Genomic DNA, 18827 nt, shown 5'->3' on the forward strand with positions numbered 1-18827 from the left:
GGCGCCGCATCGCGGCTGCAAGACGCTCCCACGGGAGGACTTTCATCTGCCGGGGTGCCTGAGGTTCCTTCCATGGCCGTTAGCCCCGGTTCACGAGCGCCGAAACTGGGCTATTATGCCGATCAAGCGGGGGCACGAGGCAAACCGCCGCCCTGTCCCCTCCGTCCACCGCCCGGCGACTTATAGCGACTCCAGACCCATGACGACCGCCACTCGCCGCAAACGCCTGCCCATCGGCATCCAGACTTTCGCGAAGATCCGCGAGGACGACTGCTATTACGTCGACAAGACCGGCTTTGCTCTGCGGCTGATCGCGCAAGGCAGCCACTATTTCCTGTCGCGCCCGCGGCGCTTCGGCAAGTCGCTGTTCCTGGATACGCTGGCGGAACTGTTCGCCGGCAATGAGCCGCTGTTTCGGGGGCTCGCAGCCCATGGGCGCTGGGATTGGAGTCGGCGCTTCCCGCTCATCCGGCTGAGCTTCGGCGGTGGCCTGGTCCGCAGCCGCGCCGAGCTCGACCGGCGCATCCGCGCTCTGCTGCACCGCAACGGCCGGGCACTGGGCGTCAGGTGCCGCGACGAGGGTGACATCGCGGACTGTTTCGTAGAGTTGATCGAATCTGCCCATGGCATCGGCGATGAGCGGGTCGTGGTGCTGGTAGATGAATACGACAAGCCGATCCTGGACAACCTGTCGCATCCCGAGACGGCACGCGAAATCCGCGACGGATTGCGTGATCTGTATTCGGTCATCAAGGACGCCGACGCCCATATCCACTTCGCGTTCCTGACCGGGGTCTCGAAATTCAGCAAGGTCAGCCTGTTTTCGGGGCTGAACAATCTCAACGACATTACCGTCGATACCGCCTATTCGGCGATCTGCGGCTATACCGAGGCCGATCTGGAGGCGGTCTTTGCGCCTGAGTTACCGGGCCTCGACCGGGACCAGGTACGCGCCTGGTACAACGGCTACAACTGGACCGGCGAGTCGGTCTACAACCCTTTCGACCTGCTCCTGCTATTCGAGAAGCGGCAATTCCGCCCCTGGTGGTTTGAGACCGCCACCCCGAGCTTCCTGATCGACCTGCTGGTGGAGCGGCAGGTGTTCATCCCCCATCTCGGGCAGACGATCGCAAGCGAAGCGCTGCTCTCGACCTTCGACGTGGAGCGGATCGGCACCGAGGCGCTGCTGTTTCAGACGGGCTATCTCACCATCGACTCGGTGTCGCAACGCGGGGCACTGATCGAGTATCGGCTGCGCTGGCCGAACCTGGAGGTCGAGGCCAGCCTGACCGGGGCCCTGCTGGAGCAGCTCGCCCCGCGCTCGGACGATGGCAGTGCCAGGCCCGGGCGGCTCTATGACCTGTTGCTCACCAATGACTTCGCCGGGATCGAGCGGCTGTTCGCGGCCCTGTTTGCCGGTATCCCGCCCGACTGGTACCGCAACAACCCGATCGCCCGCTACGAGGGCTATTATGCGAGCGTCTTCTATGCCTGTTTCGCCGCCCTGGGCCTGGACCTGACCCCGGAAGAGGGCAGCAACGCCGGGCGGCTGGATCTCAGCGTGCGCTTCAACGCCCAGGTCTATCTGTTCGAGTTCAAGGTGGTGGAATTGGCCCCGCAGGGCCGCGCCTTGCAGCAGATCAAGGACCGGGGCTACGCCGATCGCTATCGCGCCGGGGGGCTGCCGATTCATCTCATCGGGGTCGAATTCAGCCGCGAGCGGCGGACCCTGGTCGCCTTCGAGGTCGAGACGCTGACCTGATGACAGGGGGCCTTGATCATAATTCCGGCCAGCGGCGATGGGTCCGCACAGCGGACCCTACGGGCGCGGCGCAAGCCGTAGGGTCCGCTGTGCGGACCACCAACCTCGCGGTTGGCACAACGGCCGGGATTATGACCAAGGCCTGACAGGGTCCTGTCGGCAAGGCCGCAGGTCGTCGTCGCGCCCCCAGCACCCGGCGTGCCGTCCGACCCTGGCGCAACCGGCTTGCCCGATGTCCTTGAGTGCGGCTAAGATCGGGCACCTACCCAATCTTGAAGTGATTGAATGACCTCCCCGCTCACGGAGCCGCCGGCGCCACCCGCGGCCCAGGTGACCCAGCCCGCGCCGAACCCGCACGACCAACAGCAGTGGCTCCAAGCGACCTGCGAGGTCGTGGTCGATTACGTGCCGCTGGTGGTCCGGGATCAGGCGCAGTGCGAGGGCATCTATACCAACCTCCTGAGCATCATGGTGTGGGTGCTGCCCAGCATCCTCTTGACGTTGGTGCTCCTGATCGCCGGCCTCGTGCGTCACCGCCGGAATCAGCCGCCGGCGGCCGCGACCGACCCATCCACCCCTATCACCGATACCCCGACCTCCGCCCTGGGCTGCCTCACGGGGGGCATTACCGGCCGCCGCCCGGAGGCGCTCGCCACCTGGTTGGACCCGCCCGCGGCGGGTGTGGAGCCGCAATCCGCACAAGCGACAACGCAACCTGCCCGGGGATCGGCCCTACCGCCGCCAGCCGCCCCGGCCTATGCCCGGGCAGTAGCCGCCTGGCGCAAGAAGCTCGAGTTTCTGCTAGAGCAGAAGGCACTGACCAGCAACCCCGCCCAGCGTTTTGAGCTGTCCGAGCAGATCGATGAATGCCGCGCCAAGCTGCTTTGTGGCTTTGTGCCTTTGTGAGAGCATTCTTACTTTGTGCCTTTGTGAGAGAATTCTTACTTGGAGCAGAGCGCCAAGGCGCAAGCCTTGGACTCCAGTCGAACGCGTTGATTCTCCGGCGTCTGCCTCCAGTGTCCGCGTCTGCGCTACACTGCCCCCGATCAACAGTCAGTCGCTCATCAGGACCCTGATCCGATGCCGTCACCACCCGCCCGCCGCCCGCTGAAGACCCGCGACACCGCCTGGGCGCGTGCCCTGGCGCGTTGGCTTGTGGCCCGGCGCGTCGCGCCCAACCACATCTCGCTCGCGAGCCTGGGCTTCGCCGCACTCGGGGCGGCCGTCATGCTGCTGGCGCCGACCGCATCATCCGGGGTGCGGGCGGCACTGTACCTGGCCGCCGCCGGCTGCATCCAGTTGCGGCTTTTATGTAACCTGCTCGACGGCATGGTGGCGGTGGAGGGGGGACTGGGTTCACGCTCCGGGGATCTCTACAACGAGATCCCCGACCGCCTGGCCGATCCGCTGCTGATCGTCCCGGCGGGCTATGCCTGCGGGCTCGCCTGGGGGCCGGAACTGGCCTGGACGGCGGGCTGCCTCGCACTGCTGACGGCCTATATCCGTGCCTTGGGCGGCAGCCTGGGTCTGGCCCAGGACTTCCAGGGACCCATGGCCAAGCCGCACCGCATGGCCGCGATGACCAGCGGACTCATCACCGCCGCCTTGGGCGTTGCCTGGGGGCTGGACGGGCCGGTGCTGTTCCTGACGCTGCTCCTGATCGCGGTCGGCGCCGCGCTGACCGCCATCCGCCGCGCCCGCGCGATCCGGGCGGCCTTGGAGGCGCGATGAGCACAGCGCCCGCCGCCGCCCGGCTGCTCGCCTTCCTGACGCGGCTGATCACCGGGGTGCGGGCGCGCTGGGTGGGCGCCGCGCCAAGCGGCGCCCAACGGGTCTATTACGCCAATCACAGCAGCCATTTGGATACCCTGGTGATCTGGGCCTCACTGCCCCCATCCATCCGTGCCCGCACCCGCCCGGTGGCCGCGGCGGACTATTGGGACCGACCGGGGCTGCGCCGCTGGCTGGCCGGCGCGGTCCTGAACGCCTTGCTGGTCGAGCGTGCCGGGGGCTGCGGCAGCCGCGAGGCGCTGCGCCGAATCGACGCGGCGCTCGCGGCGGGTGACTCGCTGATCCTCTTCCCCGAGGGCACCAGGGGCGACGGCAGCAGCGTCGGTGACTTGAAGCCGGGGCTCTATTTCGTCGCGCACCAGCGGCCCACGGTGGAACTGGTGCCGGTGTATCTCCAGGATCTGAGCCGCATCCTGCCCAAGGGCGAGGTACTGCCGGTGCCGCTCCTGGGCAGCGCCACCTTCGGCGCACCGCTGGCCCTGACGCCGGGGGAGGATCGGCACGCCTTTCTGCAACGCGCCCGTGAGGCATTGATCGGTTTGAGTCCCCCGAAAGAGCATTCAGCGATAAGCGCATGAAAATTTCCGGAACATCTGTGTTCATCTGTGTCCATCTGTGGATTTTAAGATCATGAAAGTGCTCGGACCATTGGCGTAGGGTGCGCCGTGAGCACCTTGAGAGGCTGCGGTTGATCGCCGGGGCCAGGGTTGCGGTTGGCGCTATGGTGCGCACGGCGCACCCTACGGTCGCGATGCAGTCAATGGTCTGAGCATTTTCATCGGGCGGTAGTGGTGCCGGTGGCAGCATCGCAAATTTCCTGTTAATCCTGAGAAATGCTGTTAATCCTGTCCATTTTTTCGCGGACCAAGCGGAGACTGCACGATGACCCTACTCGCCGACCCGCAGATGTTGCTCCTGCTTGGTGGCATCGGCGCCCTGCTGACAATCGCAAGCCTGATCGGCTGGGTGCTGGACCGGCGGGTGCGCGACGATCAGGCCCGCCTGGTCGTGGCCAACCTCAATGCGCGCATCCGCTCCTGGTGGGTGATGACGGCGGTCTTCGCGGCGGCGCTCGCGACCGGCGGGGTGGGGTCGGTGATCCTGTTTGCCCTGACCTCCTTTATCGCGCTGCGCGAGTTCGTCACCCTCACCCCCACCCGCCGGGGCGACCACCGGACCCTGTTCTGGGCCTTCTTTGTCTTTGCACCGGTTCAATATCTGCTGGTGGGCATCCAGTGGTACGGGCTCTTCGCCATCTTTATCCCGGTCTACGCCTTTCTGTTCATCCCGGTGCGCAGCGCCCTGGCCGGCGACACGACGGATTTTCTGGCCCGAACCGCCACCATCCAGTGGGGCCTGATGATCGCCGTCTATTGTGTGAGCCACGCCCCGGCGCTCCTGATGCTTCAGATTCCGGGCTACCAGGACCAGGGGGCCAAGCTGCTGCTCTATCTGATCATCGTGGTGCAGTTGAGCGATGTACTCCAATACGTCTTCGGCAAGACGCTGGGCAAGCACCGGATCGTCCCCAAGGTCAGCCCCAACAAGACCTGGGAGGGCACAATCGGCGGGATCGGCAGCGCCAGCCTGGTGGGCGCCGCGCTCTGGTGGGTGACGCCCTTCAGCCCGGGTGAGGCCTGGCTCATCGCCTTGCTGATTTGCCTGGCGGGCTTCGCCGGCGGGCTCGTGATGTCGGCGATCAAACGCGACCGGGGGGTGAAGGACTTCGGCACCCTCATCGAGGGCCACGGCGGGGTGCTGGACCGGATCGACTCACTGTGCTTTGCCGCACCGGTGTTTTTTCACCTGGTCCGGTATTTTTACACCTGAGGCGATTTGCTGAAGGTCGCGTGCCAAAGGAGCGGGGGCGTCCCGCCCCCGCTGGCGAAAAACCCGGGGCGGGACGCCCCGGCTCCTTTGGTCAGGCGTCGCTCCCCTCCGCAAGCTTCACGCACAGCACGTCGCAGGTGACGCTGCGCAGCACCGCCTTGGCCGTGGAGCCGAACAGCCCCAGAAACCCGTGGTGCCCGTGGCTGCCGATGACGACCAGCTCGGCCCCGACCTCGGCGGCCACGGCGTCGATGGTGGGTCCCGGCGGCCCGACCCGCACCAGGCGATCCGCCGCGGGGACCCCCAGACTCTCACCCACCAGGTCCAACTGGCGGCCGGCCAGTTCCAGCAGTTCCTGCTCCAGGCCGAAGTCGTCCGGGACCGGCAGGTCCCCGCCGAACCCCAGCGGCAGGAATTCCTGGGCCGCGGTCACATGCTCCAGCACATGCAGCAGGGTCAGCCGCGCCCCGAACAGGGTGCGCAACTGCCGGGCGCGCTCGATCACGGGCGCACCGCTCGGCTCAAAGTCCACTGCCAACAACAGATGTTTGTAGTTCCCCGTGTCCACCGCGCACCTCCGATTTGGTTACTGGTCTTGACTCAAAGATTATCGTGTAAAGCGCACGGGGCCGTCAGCCTTCCGGCGCGGGCGCAGCACGGGTCGCGCGCCCCTGACCCTTGCAGATCCCCAAGCATCCGGTATATTGCCTGAATATGGGAATCGCTGCCCGCCGCCCGGTCCCGCGCACCGCGCCCTGAACCCTGAACCCTGAACCCTGAACCCTGAACCCCGAACCCCGAACTCCGAACTCCGAACCCCGAACCCGGCCATCCATCTGCTTGCTTTTCACTGACTAATCCCCTCAGAGCCTCCCCATGCTGCGAAAGATCCTGATCGCCAACCGCGGCGAGATTGCGGTGCGCGTGATCCGCGCCTGTGCCGAAATGGGGATCCGCTCGGCCGCCGTCTATTCTGAGGCGGACCGCCACTCGCTGCACGTCAAGAAGGCCGACGAGGCCTACAGCCTGGGCGCCGACCCCCTGGCCGGCTATCTCAACGTCCACAACCTCGTGACGCTGGCCCTTTCGACCGGGTGTGACGCCATCCATCCCGGCTACGGTTTCCTCGCCGAGAATCCGGAACTGGCCATCGCCTGCACCCGCCGCGGCATCACCTTCATCGGCCCCACCGCGGAGGTGATCAGCCGCATGGGCGACAAGACGCAGGCGCGCTTTGCCATGCAGAAGGCGGGGGTACCCATCACCCCGGGCAGCGCCGGGAACCTCGAGGACCTGGAGCAGGCGCTGCGGGTCGCGGCGGAGATCGGCTACCCGATCATGCTCAAGGCCACCTCCGGCGGCGGCGGGCGAGGCATCCGCCGCTGCGACGACGCCGCGGCCCTGCGCCGCAACTTCGAGCGGGTGATCTCGGAGGCGACCAAGGCCTTCGGCCGCGCCGAGGTCTTCCTGGAGAAGTGCGTGGTCAACCCGCGCCATATCGAGGTCCAGGTCTTGGGCGATCATCACGGCCACTGCATCCACCTCTTCGAGCGCGACTGCTCCATCCAGCGGCGCAACCAAAAGCTGATCGAGATTGCCCCCTCCCCCCAGATCGACGAGGCGCAGCGCCAGTATGTCGGCGGACTCGCGGTACTGGCCGCGCGCGCGGTCGGCTACACCAATGCCGGGACCGTGGAGTTCCTGCAAGACACGGACGGGCGTTTCTATTTTATGGAGATGAATACCCGTATCCAGGTCGAACATACGGTCACCGAGACCATTACCGGGGTAGACCTGGTCGAGGAGCAGATTCGCGTGGCCGCCGGTTTGCCGCTGCGCTTTCAGCAGCACGAGATCAGCCGGCGCGGCGTCGCTATGCAGTTTCGCATCAATGCGGAGGATCCCAAGAACAACTTCCTGCCGAGCTTCGGGCGGATCTCGCGCTATTACGCCCCGGGCGGCCCAGGGGTGCGCACCGACACCTGTATCTATACCGGCTATACGGTGCCGCCCCATTACGACTCCATGCTCGCCAAGGTGATCGTCTGGGCCCTGTCCTGGGAGGACGTACTCAACCGCGGCGCCCGCGCCCTGAAGGACATGGGCGTATTCGGCATCAAGACCACCATGCCCTTCTACCAGGAGATCCTGCGCCATCCGCAGTTCCGCTCCGGGCACTTCGACACCGGCTTCCTGGACGCCCACCCGGAGTTGTTGACGTACTCCGAGAAGCGCCGCAAGGAAGACATCGCCGCCGCTCTGGCGGCCGCCATCGCGGCCCATGCGGGGCTCTAATAAGAATTCAGCCGCAAATGAACGCAAATCAACGCAAATTCATTCGGGACGGCCGGCTGGCCTGGCTGCTTTACGACTCCGACCGCGATCGACGCGGCTCACACCAATCGCGAGTGAATCGCATCACGGAGACACGAACGCCGATCGCCTGACGGTCTATCGCTCGGACGAATGGCTTTTCCTTTTGCGTTTATTTGCGTTCATTTGCGGCCATATTTTCCGGATTCCAGACATGCCGAAGATCAATGTTACCGAGGTGGTCCTGCGCGACGCCCACCAGTCGCTGTTGGCGACGCGCCTGCGCCTGGAGGACATGCTGCCCATCTGTCCCCAGCTCGACGCCATCGGCTATTGGTCCCTGGAGTGCTGGGGCGGGGCCACCTTCGATGCCTGCGTGCGCTTCCTCAAGGAGGACCCCTGGGAGCGGCTGGGCAAGTTCCGCGAGGCCCTGCCCAAGACCCGGCTGCAGATGCTCCTGCGGGGGCAGAATCTGGTCGGCTACCGCCACTACTCGGACGATGTGGTGCGCGCCTTCGTGCGACGGGCCGCCGCCTACGGCATGGACGTCTTCCGGATCTTCGATGCGCTCAATGACCTGCGCAACATCAGGACGGCGGTCGAGGCGACCAAGGCCGCGGGCAAGCACGCCCAAGGCACCATCTGCTATACGCAAAGCCCGGTCCACGACCTCGCGGGCTTCGTGCGCATGGGTCAGGAACTGGCGCAGATGGGCTGCGACTCCATCGCCTTGAAGGACATGGCGGGACTCCTGACGCCCTATGTCACCGCCGAGCTGGTCCGAGCCCTGAAGGACACCCTCGACCTGCCGCTGCACCTGCACTCACACGCCACCTCGGGCCTGGCGGAGATGTGTCACCTGAAGGCGATCGAGAACGGCTGCGATACGATTGATACCGCCATCTCGTCGCTGGCCGGCGGGACCTCCCATCCGCCCACCGAGAGCATGGTCGCGGCGCTGCGCGGCACCCGGTATGACACCGGGCTGAATCTGGAGCTGATCCAGCAGGTCGGCATCTATTTCTATCAGGTGCGCAAGCGCTATCACCAGTTCGAGAGCGAGTTCACCGGGGTCGACACCCGGGTTCAGGTCAATCAGGTGCCGGGCGGCATGATCTCCAACCTGGCCCACCAATTGAAGGAGCAGCAGGCCCTGGAGCGCATGTCCGCGGTGCTGGAGGAGATCCCCCGCGTCCGCAAGGACCTGGGCTACCCGCCATTGGTGACCCCCACGTCCCAGATCGTCGGCACCCAGGCGGTCATCAATGTCCTGACCGACCAGCGCTACCAGACCATCACCAATGAGGTGAAGCTCTATCTCCAGGGCCGCTACGGCCGCGCCCCGGGGCCGGTCAACCCCACCCTGCAACAGCAGGCGATCGGCAACGAGGAACTGGTGGAGTGCCGGCCCGCGGACCTGCTGCCGCCCGAGTTGGAGCGGCTCACGCAGGCCATCGGCCCGCTGGCCCTGACCGATGACGACGTTCTGACCTACGCCATGTTCCCGGAGGTCGGGCGCGCCTTCCTCACCCAGCGCGCGGCCGGGACCCTGCAACCGGAGCCCCTGGAGCCCCCACCAGGCCCCGCCGCCGGCGAGCACGCACCCACCGAGTTCAACATCGCCGTCCATGGCGAAACCTACCACGTCAAGGTCACGGGCGCCGGGCAAAAGGGCCAGACCGACCGGCATTTCTATCTTTCCATCGACGGCGTGCCCGAGGAGGTGGTGGTCGAGACCCTGGACCACGTGGTCCTGACCGGCGGGGCCCAGGGGGCGATCAAGAAGGCAATCGCCGGCCGCCGGCCCAAGCCCGACAAACCGGGCCAGGTCACCACCGCCATGCCCGGCAACATCGTCGATGTGCTGGTCAAGGAGGGGGCAACCGTGACCGCCGGCCAACCGGTCCTGGTCGCCGAGGCGATGAAGATGGAGACCGAGATCCAGGCCCCCATCGCCGGGACCGTGAGCGCGGTCTACGTCATCAAGGGGGACGCGGTGAACCCGGATGAGGTACTGCTGGAGATTACGCCGGCCTGAACCGGCGTGACGGCGGCAACGATGGGTTTCGCTGCGCTCTACCCATCGTCGTAGGAGCGGCCCCCCGGCCGCGACGCTTTGCCGCGAGCCTCAACCTAGAAAGAGCAGTTCTCACACAAAGACACAAAGAACACAAAGATTTTCAACATTTAGGTCGAGGAAATCACCCGCACGGCGATCGGCTAAACGCCTTCAATTATTTGTTTTTCTTTTTTTTCTTTGTGTCTTTGTGTGAGCAATTCCCGGATTTAGGCTCAAGGGAGCGGTTCAGCGACGGGCCGTGGGACTCGCCGACGTGCCCTCCCAACCGCCGCCCAGGGCCTTGATCAGGCCCACGCTGGCCGTGAGGCGCCGGCCCAGGATGTCCAGGGCGGTGCGCGCGTTGGCGAGTTGGGCGGCCTGGGCCGTGACCACGTTCAGATAGCTCACGGTGCCCGCCTTGTATTGGTTCAGGCTCAATTGCGCGGCGCGGCGGCTGGCCTCGACCGCGGCCTCCTGGGCGAGCGCCTCCTGGGCGAGGATGTGCAGCGCCGAGAGGTTGTCCTCGACCTCCCGCAAGGCAACCAGCACGCTCTGGCGGTAGGCGGCCACGCTGGCGTCATAGGCGGCGACGGCCTGGGCGCTCTGGGCGCGGCGCAGACCGGCGTCGAACAGCGGCCCGGCCAGGGTCGGACCCACGGACCAATAGCGGGTGCCGGCGGAGAGCAGCTTGGAGAAGTCGGTGCTCTGGTAACCCAGGGTGGCAGAGAGGCTCAGGGTCGGGAAGTAGGCGGCGCGGGCGACCCCGATCTGGGCGTTCGCGGCGGCGACCCGGCGCTCGGCACTCGCGATGTCGGGCCGGCGCTCCAGCAGGGTCGAAGGCAGGCCGGCGGGGATGACCGGCAGGCTGGTCGGCGGGTCCGCCGGGGCGAGCGCCAAATCCGCCGGCGGCCGGCCGATCAGCACGGCGATGGCGTGCTCGAGCTGGGCGCGCCGGACCCCCAGGTCGATGGCCTGGGCCTGGGTCGTCTTCAGTTGGGCCTGCGCCAGTGCCACGTCGACCTGGGCGACGACCCCGGCCGCGTAGCGGTTTTGGGTAATCGTCAGGGCCCGCTCGTAGGCCGCAACGGTTTCGTTGAGCAGCCGCTGTTGGGCATCCAGGACGCGCAGCAGGAAATAGTCCTGGGCCAGGGTCGCCTGGGCGCTCAGGCGCACCGACTCCAGGTCGGCCGCGCTCGCCTGCGCGCTCGCCCGGCTGGATTCGACCTGACGCGCCACCTTGCCCCAGAGGTCGATCTCCCAGGGCAGGCTGAGCCCGATGTTCTCGGTGGTCTCCGGGGCGCGGCGGCCCACCGAGACCGGCACGCTCCCGCTGCCGATGGTGGACTGGGAGCGGATCACCGAGGCACTGCCGGAGAGGCTGGGGAAGAGCCCGGCGCGGGCCTGCTGCACCAGCGTCTGGGCCTCGCGCAGCTTGGCCGCGGCGGCGGCCAGGTCCTGGTTGGAGACCTCGACCTGGACCACGAGCGCAGTGAGCGGCGGGTCGCCGAAGACCTCCCACCAGGGCCCCCGCGGCGCTTGGTCCTGGGGCGTGGCGGGCTTCCAGTTGGCGTCCGCCTTATAGGCGGCCGGGACCTGCGCGCTCGGGCGCACGTACTCCGGCCCCAGGTTGCAGGCCGCCGTCAGGGCCGCCGCGCCGAGCGCCAGGGTCCGCATCAGCGGATACATGCCCAAGGCTTTGGTCATGGTTCCGGCCAGCCGCGGCGCCGGCCCGCTGGAGTCCAAGGCTTCAGCCTTGGATCGGCAGGCCAAGGCTGAAGCCTTGGACTCCAGGCGGATGAAGACCTCGGTAAAGTGCATTGCAACCCTGATGAGCGAGGCCCTGCGTCAGACCCGTGCGTGTAGCGCAGATTCTAAGCCGAAGCGCGGATCGATGCGTGCGCCGCGAGCGGCCGGGGAGGCGCCCGCTCCACAAGGCACAACCGAGGGCCGCTGAGCCACCCGTAGGGTCCGCTGTGCGGACCAAGAGCATCGCAAACCGCTGGATGGCCGGAGCAACCCCCGCGACACGGTAACGCCTGAAGGCCCCAAAAAAGTGGAAAAACCGAGAATCCCGGTAACCCGGCGCGAACCCGGACAAGTTGGCGGAAGGCGCGCGTGGGCCCATGCTATCCTTCAAGAACAGTTGAAAACTACTCGCGGGTTCCACCATGGAGATGAAGTGCCTCGACCGAATCACCCTCGATCCCGCGGTCATGGGGGGCAAGCCCTGCATTCGCGGGATGCGCGTGACGGTCGGCATGATCGTCGGCATGATCGCGAGCGGCCATGACCGGGCCCAGGTGCTTGCGCTCTATCCCTACCTGGAGGCGGAAGACATCGCCCAGGCCTTGAGCTATGCCGCCTGGCGCGCCGCCGAGGTCGAGACCGCCATCGGCTGCGCATGAAACTGCTCCTGGATATGAATCTGTCCCCGGCTTGGGTGCCGGTGTTGACGACGGCGGGATGGCAGACGGCACATTGGTCCTCGGTCGGGGACGCCACCGCGTCGGATCTTCGCATCATGAGTTGGGCGAAGGAGCACGGCTACTGCGTCGTCACCAACGATCTCGATTTCAGCGCCATCCTCGCCGCGACCCGCGCGGAGGGTCCGAGCGTGATCCAGATCCGCGGCCAGGACCTCGCCCCGGACGCCTTGGCGGAGACGCTCATCAGCGTGCTTCGCGCCCACGCCGATGCGCTGACCGAGGGCGCCATCCTCACCCTGGACCTGCGCACCGCGCGCGTACGCAGACTGCCGCTACGCTGACGGTCAATGGATGGAGACCGCGGACTCGGGAACCGCACCGCGAGACGCCTTTGGGACGCTGCCCGCTCGCCGTTCCGGACCGGCCACCCGCAAGTGCAGGCATTGTCACACCAAAATCCACAGCTGACGCCACGCACGTCGCTCTCGCGACAATCTCGCAGTGCGAGATCATTGTCAAACGGAACGGCTGCGTGCGCGCCAGGTTCAGCAACAGATCAACGAACATCTGGCAACGAGCATGCTTAAGAAGTTAAGCTGATTTTGCGTCGAAAATGGGGTGGGCAAAGGCTACAGTGCCTTTTACGGGTCTACGGCGTCCCGGTCCCAGACGACTCGGATTTGTCCGCGAGCAATCGCTTCAGCCGCTCATTCTCGGCCAGCGCCTCTTCCTTGGCCACCCGCTCCCGCTCCTGCGCCGCACGGGCCTCGTCTTCGGCCGCACGCGCCTGCTCAACCTCAGCGCGCAGATCCTCGAATTCGAGTTGGATGCTCTGCTGTTCACGCAGAAAGTCCTGCCGCGCCTGGTACGCATAATAGGCGTGCTCTTTCTCGGAAAAGGCCTTCAGTGTGTTCATGGCTCGCCTCATCTCTGGGGTCTGCATCCACCCGGGCAGGGCGTTCTCGTCCAGGCGCTCGGCCTCGTTGAAGAATTTCAGATGCAAATCAATGCCAAGGTCTCCAAGGCTGAAGCCTTGGACTCCGAATGCGCATCGCTGGCCGAAACCATTAAGGCCCGCCCGCCGGCCCAAGGCGCCTGCTCGCCCCCCAGCCCCGGCACCAGAGCCGAAAGCGATCCAGATACAGGTAGACCACGGGCGTGGTATAGAGGGTCAGCAATTGGCTGAGCATCAGGCCGCCGACGATGGCGACACCTAGGGGGACGCGCAGCTCGGCCCCCTCGCTGCCGCCCAGCGCCAGGGGCAGCGCGCCCAGCATGGCCGCCAGGGTCGTCATCATGATCGGGCGAAAGCGCAGCAGGCAGGCCGCAAAGATCGCCTCATCCGGCGGCAGTCCCTGGCTACGCTCGGCCTCGAGGGCGACGTCGACCATCATGATGGCATTCTTCTTCACGATGCCGATCAACAGGATGACCCCGATCAGGGCCATGATCGTGAAGTCCAGGCCGAAGGCGAGCAGGGCCAGCAGGGCGCCGACGCCGGCCGAGGGCAGGGTCGAGAGGATGGTGAGCGGATGCACATAGCTCTCGTAGAGGATGCCGAGCACCAGATAGACACTCACCAGCGCGGCCAGGATCAACCAGGGCTGGGTGTTCAGTGACTCCTGGAAGGCGCGCGCCGTGCTTTGGAAGGTGCCGCGCACCGACGCCGGCAGACCGAGCTCGCGACTGGTCTCCTCGATTGCCTTGACCGCATCGCTCAGGGCCTTCCCCGGCGGCAGATTAAACGAGATGGTGCCGGCGACGAAGGCCCCCTGGTGATTGACCGCCAGCGCGGTCGGTGTCTGCTCATGACGGCTGACGGCGGCCAGCGGCACCTGCTCCCCGGACGGGCTGCGGATCTCGATTGCGGCCAGTGCGCTCGGGCGCTGCGCATACTCGGGGGCGACCTCCATGACCACGCGATACTGGTTGAGCGGGGCATAGATGGTCGAGACCTGGCGCTGACCGAAGGCGTCGTAGAGGGTCGCGTCGATCAGCCTGGGGGTCAGCCCCAGGCGGCTCGCGGTATCCCGATCGATGGTCAGGGTCGTCTGCTCGCCCTTGTCCTGCTGGTCGCTATTCACATCGGACAGTTCGGGGCGTTCGCTCAGTGCCCGCTCCAGCCGCGGGATCCAGGTCTTGAGCTCAGCCGCATCGTCGCCCTGGAGACTGTACTGATACTGGGCCGCACCGCGCCGCCCGCCCATGCGGATATCCTGGACCGATTGCAGATAGAGGCGCGCGCCGGGTTCATTCCCGAGCTTGCCGCGCAGCCGCGCGATGACCTGATCGGCCCCGACCTTGCGCTCCGCGAGCGGCTTCAAGGTAACGAACAGGTTACCCGAGTTGCCCTGCCCGCTCCCGGTAAAGCCCACCACCTTGGCCACTGCCGGATCGGCTCGCACGATCGCCATGAAGTCCGCAAGCTTACCGCTCATGGCCTGGAATGAGATCCCCTGGTCGGCCTGAATGAAACCGTTGAGCCGACCAGTGTCCTGCTGGGGGAAGAAGCCCTTGGGGACTATCACGTACAGATAGACGTTCAGGGCCACGGTGGCGCCCAGCACCAGCATGGTCAGGCGCGGGTGCCGCAGGGCCACGCGCAGACTGCGGCCATAATGTCTATGCAGCCAGTCAAAGGCGCGCTCGACGCCATTCATGAACCGGCCTTGGCGCCGCTCCGATTGCGGCCGCAACAGGCGCGCGCACATGGCGGGCGTGGTCGTCAGGGACACGACGAGTGAGATCAGGACCGCCACCGACAGGACCACCGCGAATTCGCGGAACAACCGGCCGACGATCCCCCCATCAGCAGGACCGGCAGGAACACCGCGATCAGTGACAGGCTCATGGCGAGCACCGTGAAGCCGACCTCGCGCGCGCCCTGGATCGCCGCCGCAAAGGCCGACTTGCCGCGCTCGATATGGCGCGAGCAGTTCTCCAGGACCACGATGGCGTCATCGACCACGAAACCGGTGGCGATGGTGAGCGCCGTCAGCGATAGGTTGTCGAGGCTGTAGCCCGCCAGATACATGACGCTGAAGGTACCGACCAGCGACACCGGCACGGCCACCGCCGGGATCAGGGTGGTGCGCACATCGCGCAGAAACAGAAAGACCACCAGGATCACCAGGACGACCGAGACCCCCAGGGCCAACTCCACGTCATGCAGAGAGGCGCGGATGGTGGGCGTGCGGTCCATGACGACTTCGAGGTCGATCGCCGGCGGGATGGCGGCGCGCAGGCCCGGCAGTGCCGCCCGCACGCGCTCGACCGTCGCGATGATGTTCGACCCCGGCTGCCGGGTCAGGATCAGCAGTACCGCCGGGCGCCCGTCCGCCAGTCCGGTATTGCGCAGGTCCTGCACCGAATCCAGGACCCTGGCGACATCACGCAACTGCACGGCGGCCCCGTTGCGATAGGCGATGACCAGGGGCTCGAACTGCGCGGCCGTCGTGGCCTGGTCATTCGCTTCGATCTGCCAGCGGCGCTCGCCGGACTCGACGACCCCCTTGGGCCGGTTGGCGTTGGCGCTCGCCAGTGCCGCGCGCACATCCTCCAGTCCGATGCCATAGGCGTTCAGCGCCTTGGGGTTCAGTTCCACCCGTACCGCGGGCAGTGAACTGCCCCCCACGCGCACCTCACCGATACCCTTGATCTGAGAAAGCTTCTGGGCCAGGATCGTGGATGCCGCGTCGTACATCTGACCGCGGTCGAGGGTATCCGAGGTCAGGGACAGGATCATGATCGACCCATCGGCCGGGTTGGACTTGTGGTAGGTCGGATTGCCGGGCAGATTGCTCGGCAGGTCCGCCCGCGCCGCGTTGATCGCCGCCTGCACGTCGCGGGCCGCGCCGTCGATGTCCCGGTCCAAATCGAATTGCAGCGTGATCCCGGTGCTGCCCTGCGAACTCGAGGAGGTCATCTCGGTCACCCCGGCGATGCGCCCCAGCCGCCGCTCCAGTGGAGTCGCCACGGTGGCGGCCATGGTCTCGGGGCTGGCACCGGGCAGCGACGCACGCACCGAGATAGTCGGAAAGTCCACCTGCGGCAGCGGCGCGACCGGCAGCAACGGGAAGGCGAAGGCCCCGGCCAGAAAGAGGCCCAGGGTCAGGAGCGTGGTCGCGACCGGGCGGCGGATGAAGACCTCGGTAAAGTGCATTGCAACCCTGATGAGCGAGGCCGTGCGTCAGACCCGTGCGTGTAGCGGCGATTCTAAGCCGAAGCGCAGATCAATGCGTCCGCCGCGAGCGGCCCCGGATGCGCCCGGTCCACAAGGCGCAACCAAAGGCCGCTGCGCCACTCGTAGGGTCCGCTGCGCGGACCAAGAGCCTCGCAGGACACTGGATGGCCGAAGCAACCCCCGCAACGCTCCTGTAGGGTCCGCTGTGCGGACCGATGGCATCGCAGGGCACTGGATGGCCCGAACAACCCCCGCGACACGGTAACGCCTGAAGCCCGCAACAAAATGGAAAAACCGAGAATCCCGGAAGCCCGTCCGAACCTGAGCAGTTCATCGGGAAGCGCCCATAGGCCCTGGCTATCCTGCAAGAACGGCTGAAAACCACTCGCGAGCCCCACCACGGAGACGACGCGCCTCGACCGAATCACCCGCAATCCCGCGGCCATGAAGCCACCAGCGTCAGAGCAGGCAACTTGACCGGCCGCGGTCGCCACCGCACCAACTGGAGCGCCGCGACACCGAGCTGTTCTGCCCGCTCCAGGCGGGCGCGGCGCTTCACCGTGCACCGCCGCTCGCCGGCCAGGCACGGGTGGGTGGCGAACGCCTGGAATCTGGGCTACAGTCGCCCGCGGCAGGACCTTCGGACATCTTTCACTACCCTGGGTTAGATTGCACTTCCAATGGTATGAAAATTCAGAGATCCTGCCAACCTACCCGACACTTATGGCCGAATCCGGCACTTGGTCTTGGGGAGACTAATGATCAAGGCCCCCGTTATTCGCCCTACCGCTCAGGCGTCACAAACGAAACCATGCCGCGCTCCCTGCTTCTCCCACTGGCTGCTCTCCTTCTCGCCGTTGGCGGCTGTGCTTCAACGATCACCTCGCAACTCAGCCCCTCACCCCAGGAACCGGTCTGCGCGCCATCCACGACCGCACTGGTCTGGTGGCGGCCGCGGTGGCGAGCGGATCAAAAAGATGCGGTTGCCAGAGAGGCCGCGGCTGCCGCCGGACTCGACCAGTTCTTCAAGAATTCGGGATGCTTTCAATCTGCTTCACTCGAGCGCCTGCCACCGAGATCAGACGAGTCCGCCCAGGCTGCTGCCGCCGCGCAAGCGACGAAACGAAACGGGAAGGTCGTCTTGATCAGGGTCCGCGAGCTGGGCCCGACCGTCAAGATCGGCGCGTCGCCGGCGCTGCTTGAAGGCGGAACCGAGGTTGTTCTCGACGTTTCGGAGTTCCTACCGGGCAGGACCACGCCACGGACATTCACTGTTGAGTGGCGCAACGGTGGGCCCGGCGTACTCAAAGGCGTTGCCAGCCTCCCGCAAGACATGCAGGCAGCACTCGCGGCAGGCCTTCAGCCCCCCGTGCGGTGACGTCTGACCCCTCGCTCAAGCGGTGCGCCAACGTCAGACCGGTGGTCAGGTCGGCCTCGATCATAATCCCGGCCACTGGGAGCGCCGCACCCCAGTGCGGCGCGATCTCGCTGGCGACCGCGGCCTTGCGTGCTGCGGACAGGGCGGGCCGCACTGGGGTGCGGCGCTCCCAGTCGGTCGGCCTGAAGGCCGACCCCGACACACCGCGGTGGCCGGAGCGATGATCGAGGCCGTCAGGTCTCACGCCGACGGTGAATGTGCCCGGGTCGGGCGATACGCGCCCTCCCCTTCCCTGCGAGCGACCAGGCTTCAGCCCCCGTCGACCGCTACCCGCCCCCAACGGAGATTTCATATGCCAACCCGAATCTATCTGGTGCGCCACGGTGCGACCGACCTGACCGCCGAGGACCGGTTTGCGGGCTCCACCGAGGTCGCGCTGTCCGACGAGGGGCGCACCCAGGTCGCGGCGCTGGCGCAGCGCCTGCGCTGCGACAGCCTGGACGCGGTCTACACAAGCCCCATGCACCGCACCATCGAGACGGCACGGATCATCGCTGCACCGCATGGGCTGGAGCCGCTTGCCGAGCCCGGGCTGCGCGAGATCGACTACGGGCACTGGGAGGGCCGCTCCCGCGACGAGATCGAGGCGGCCTACGGCGCCGAATACGACGCCTGGCAGGAGGACCCGCTCACCGTCGCGCCGGCGGGAGGCGAGTCCGGTATCGACGTGCTGGCCCGGGCCTTGCCGGTGCTTCGCCGCATCGTGCAGCACCATCGACACGGAGCGGTGCTGGTGGTCTCCCATAAGGGAACCAATCGGCTGCTGGTCAGCAGTCTGCTCGGCTTCGATGCCCGCGGCTATCGCGACCGACTCGACCAGAGCCCGGCGGGCCTGACCATCCTCGATTTCGCCACCGACGTGCGCGCGCGGCTGCGGCTGTTCAACGACGTTTCGCATTACGAGGGAGTACCGACCCGGGTGCTGCAAAAGCGGCTGTCGCGCTGGTGGAGCCGCCCGGCCTGCTGACGGGAATGGCGGCCCCGGTGCATTGCCGGCGCAAGCCGAGTAACGAGTCAAGAACACG

The 18827-nt window shown here is 66.5% G+C and carries 12 protein-coding genes and 2 pseudogenes; 10 read left to right on the top strand and 4 right to left on the bottom strand.

Features of this window, described 5'->3' with window-relative positions:
* Positions 1-199 precede the first annotated feature (199 nt).
* From THSYN_RS20090 to THSYN_RS20110, 5 genes are all read left to right on the top strand, one after another.
* Complete coding sequence (locus THSYN_RS20090) at positions 200-1762, top strand: ATP-binding protein (protein WP_100920696.1); 1563 nt, start codon at positions 200-202, stop codon at positions 1760-1762.
* A gap of 285 nt (positions 1763-2047) precedes the next feature.
* On the top strand, positions 2048-2668 hold the full coding sequence (locus tag THSYN_RS20095; RefSeq protein WP_100920697.1) for a hypothetical protein: 621 nt from the start codon (positions 2048-2050) through the stop codon (positions 2666-2668).
* Positions 2669-2842: 174 nt separating this feature from the next.
* Positions 2843-3493 (top strand): CDP-alcohol phosphatidyltransferase family protein, encoded by a 651-nt coding sequence (locus THSYN_RS20100; RefSeq protein ID WP_100920698.1) that lies wholly within the window; start codon positions 2843-2845, stop codon positions 3491-3493.
* Positions 3490-4131: a lysophospholipid acyltransferase family protein gene (locus THSYN_RS20105; protein WP_100920699.1), complete on the top strand. Its 642-nt coding sequence runs from the start codon at positions 3490-3492 to the stop codon at positions 4129-4131. Before THSYN_RS20100 ends, THSYN_RS20105 begins: the two co-directional genes overlap by 4 nt.
* 304 nt (positions 4132-4435) lie before the next feature.
* Positions 4436-5383 carry a phosphatidate cytidylyltransferase gene (locus THSYN_RS20110; RefSeq protein ID WP_100920700.1) on the top strand — a complete coding sequence of 316 codons (948 nt, stop codon included), beginning with the start codon at positions 4436-4438 and terminating at the stop codon, positions 5381-5383.
* Between the two features lie 91 nt (positions 5384-5474).
* On the opposite strand, the gene THSYN_RS20115 is transcribed toward THSYN_RS20110, so the two are convergent.
* Positions 5475-5951 (bottom strand): universal stress protein, encoded by a 477-nt coding sequence (locus THSYN_RS20115; RefSeq protein WP_100920701.1) that lies wholly within the window; start codon positions 5949-5951, stop codon positions 5475-5477.
* Positions 5952-6259: 308 nt separating this feature from the next.
* On the opposite strand from THSYN_RS20115, the gene THSYN_RS20120 reads away from it, so the two are divergent.
* Positions 6260-7678 carry an acetyl-CoA carboxylase biotin carboxylase subunit gene (locus tag THSYN_RS20120; RefSeq protein ID WP_100920702.1) on the top strand — a complete coding sequence of 473 codons (1419 nt, stop codon included), beginning with the start codon at positions 6260-6262 and terminating at the stop codon, positions 7676-7678.
* A 232-nt stretch (positions 7679-7910) separates the two neighbouring features.
* Positions 7911-9734: a sodium-extruding oxaloacetate decarboxylase subunit alpha gene (gene oadA / locus THSYN_RS20125; protein ID WP_100920703.1), complete on the top strand. Its 1824-nt coding sequence runs from the start codon at positions 7911-7913 to the stop codon at positions 9732-9734.
* A 267-nt stretch (positions 9735-10001) separates the two neighbouring features.
* On the opposite strand, the gene THSYN_RS20130 is transcribed toward oadA, so the two are convergent.
* Entirely contained in the window at positions 10002-11573 is a 1572-nt protein-coding gene (locus tag THSYN_RS20130) for an efflux transporter outer membrane subunit (RefSeq protein WP_216644588.1), read from the bottom strand.
* A gap of 350 nt (positions 11574-11923) precedes the next feature.
* Here THSYN_RS20130 and THSYN_RS20135 point away from each other — a divergent pair, with 350 nt between their 5' ends.
* On the top strand, positions 11924-12160 hold the full coding sequence (locus THSYN_RS20135; RefSeq protein ID WP_216644589.1) for a DUF433 domain-containing protein: 237 nt from the start codon (positions 11924-11926) through the stop codon (positions 12158-12160).
* A 14-nt stretch (positions 12161-12174) separates the two neighbouring features.
* Positions 12175-12522, top strand: coding sequence for a DUF5615 family PIN-like protein (locus THSYN_RS20140; RefSeq protein WP_236848965.1), 348 nt, complete (start codon positions 12175-12177; stop codon positions 12520-12522).
* Positions 12523-12830: 308 nt separating this feature from the next.
* On the opposite strand, the pseudogene THSYN_RS20150 reads toward THSYN_RS20140, so the two are convergent.
* Together THSYN_RS20150 and THSYN_RS37390 are read right to left on the bottom strand one after the other, a co-directional pair.
* Positions 12831-13178 (bottom strand): annotated as a pseudogene (locus THSYN_RS20150) (Rpn family recombination-promoting nuclease/putative transposase); the annotation flags it as partial.
* A 70-nt stretch (positions 13179-13248) separates the two neighbouring features.
* Positions 13249-16343: pseudogene (locus THSYN_RS37390) on the bottom strand (multidrug efflux RND transporter permease subunit).
* A 1751-nt stretch (positions 16344-18094) separates the two neighbouring features.
* Between THSYN_RS37390 and THSYN_RS20165 the strand changes: the two are divergent.
* Positions 18095-18769: a histidine phosphatase family protein gene (locus tag THSYN_RS20165; protein WP_100920707.1), complete on the top strand. Its 675-nt coding sequence runs from the start codon at positions 18095-18097 to the stop codon at positions 18767-18769.
* The last annotated feature ends 58 nt before the right edge of the window (positions 18770-18827 follow it).

It is taken from the genome of Candidatus Thiodictyon syntrophicum (assembly GCF_002813775.1).
Lineage (GTDB): Bacteria > Pseudomonadota > Gammaproteobacteria > Chromatiales > Chromatiaceae > Thiodictyon > Thiodictyon syntrophicum.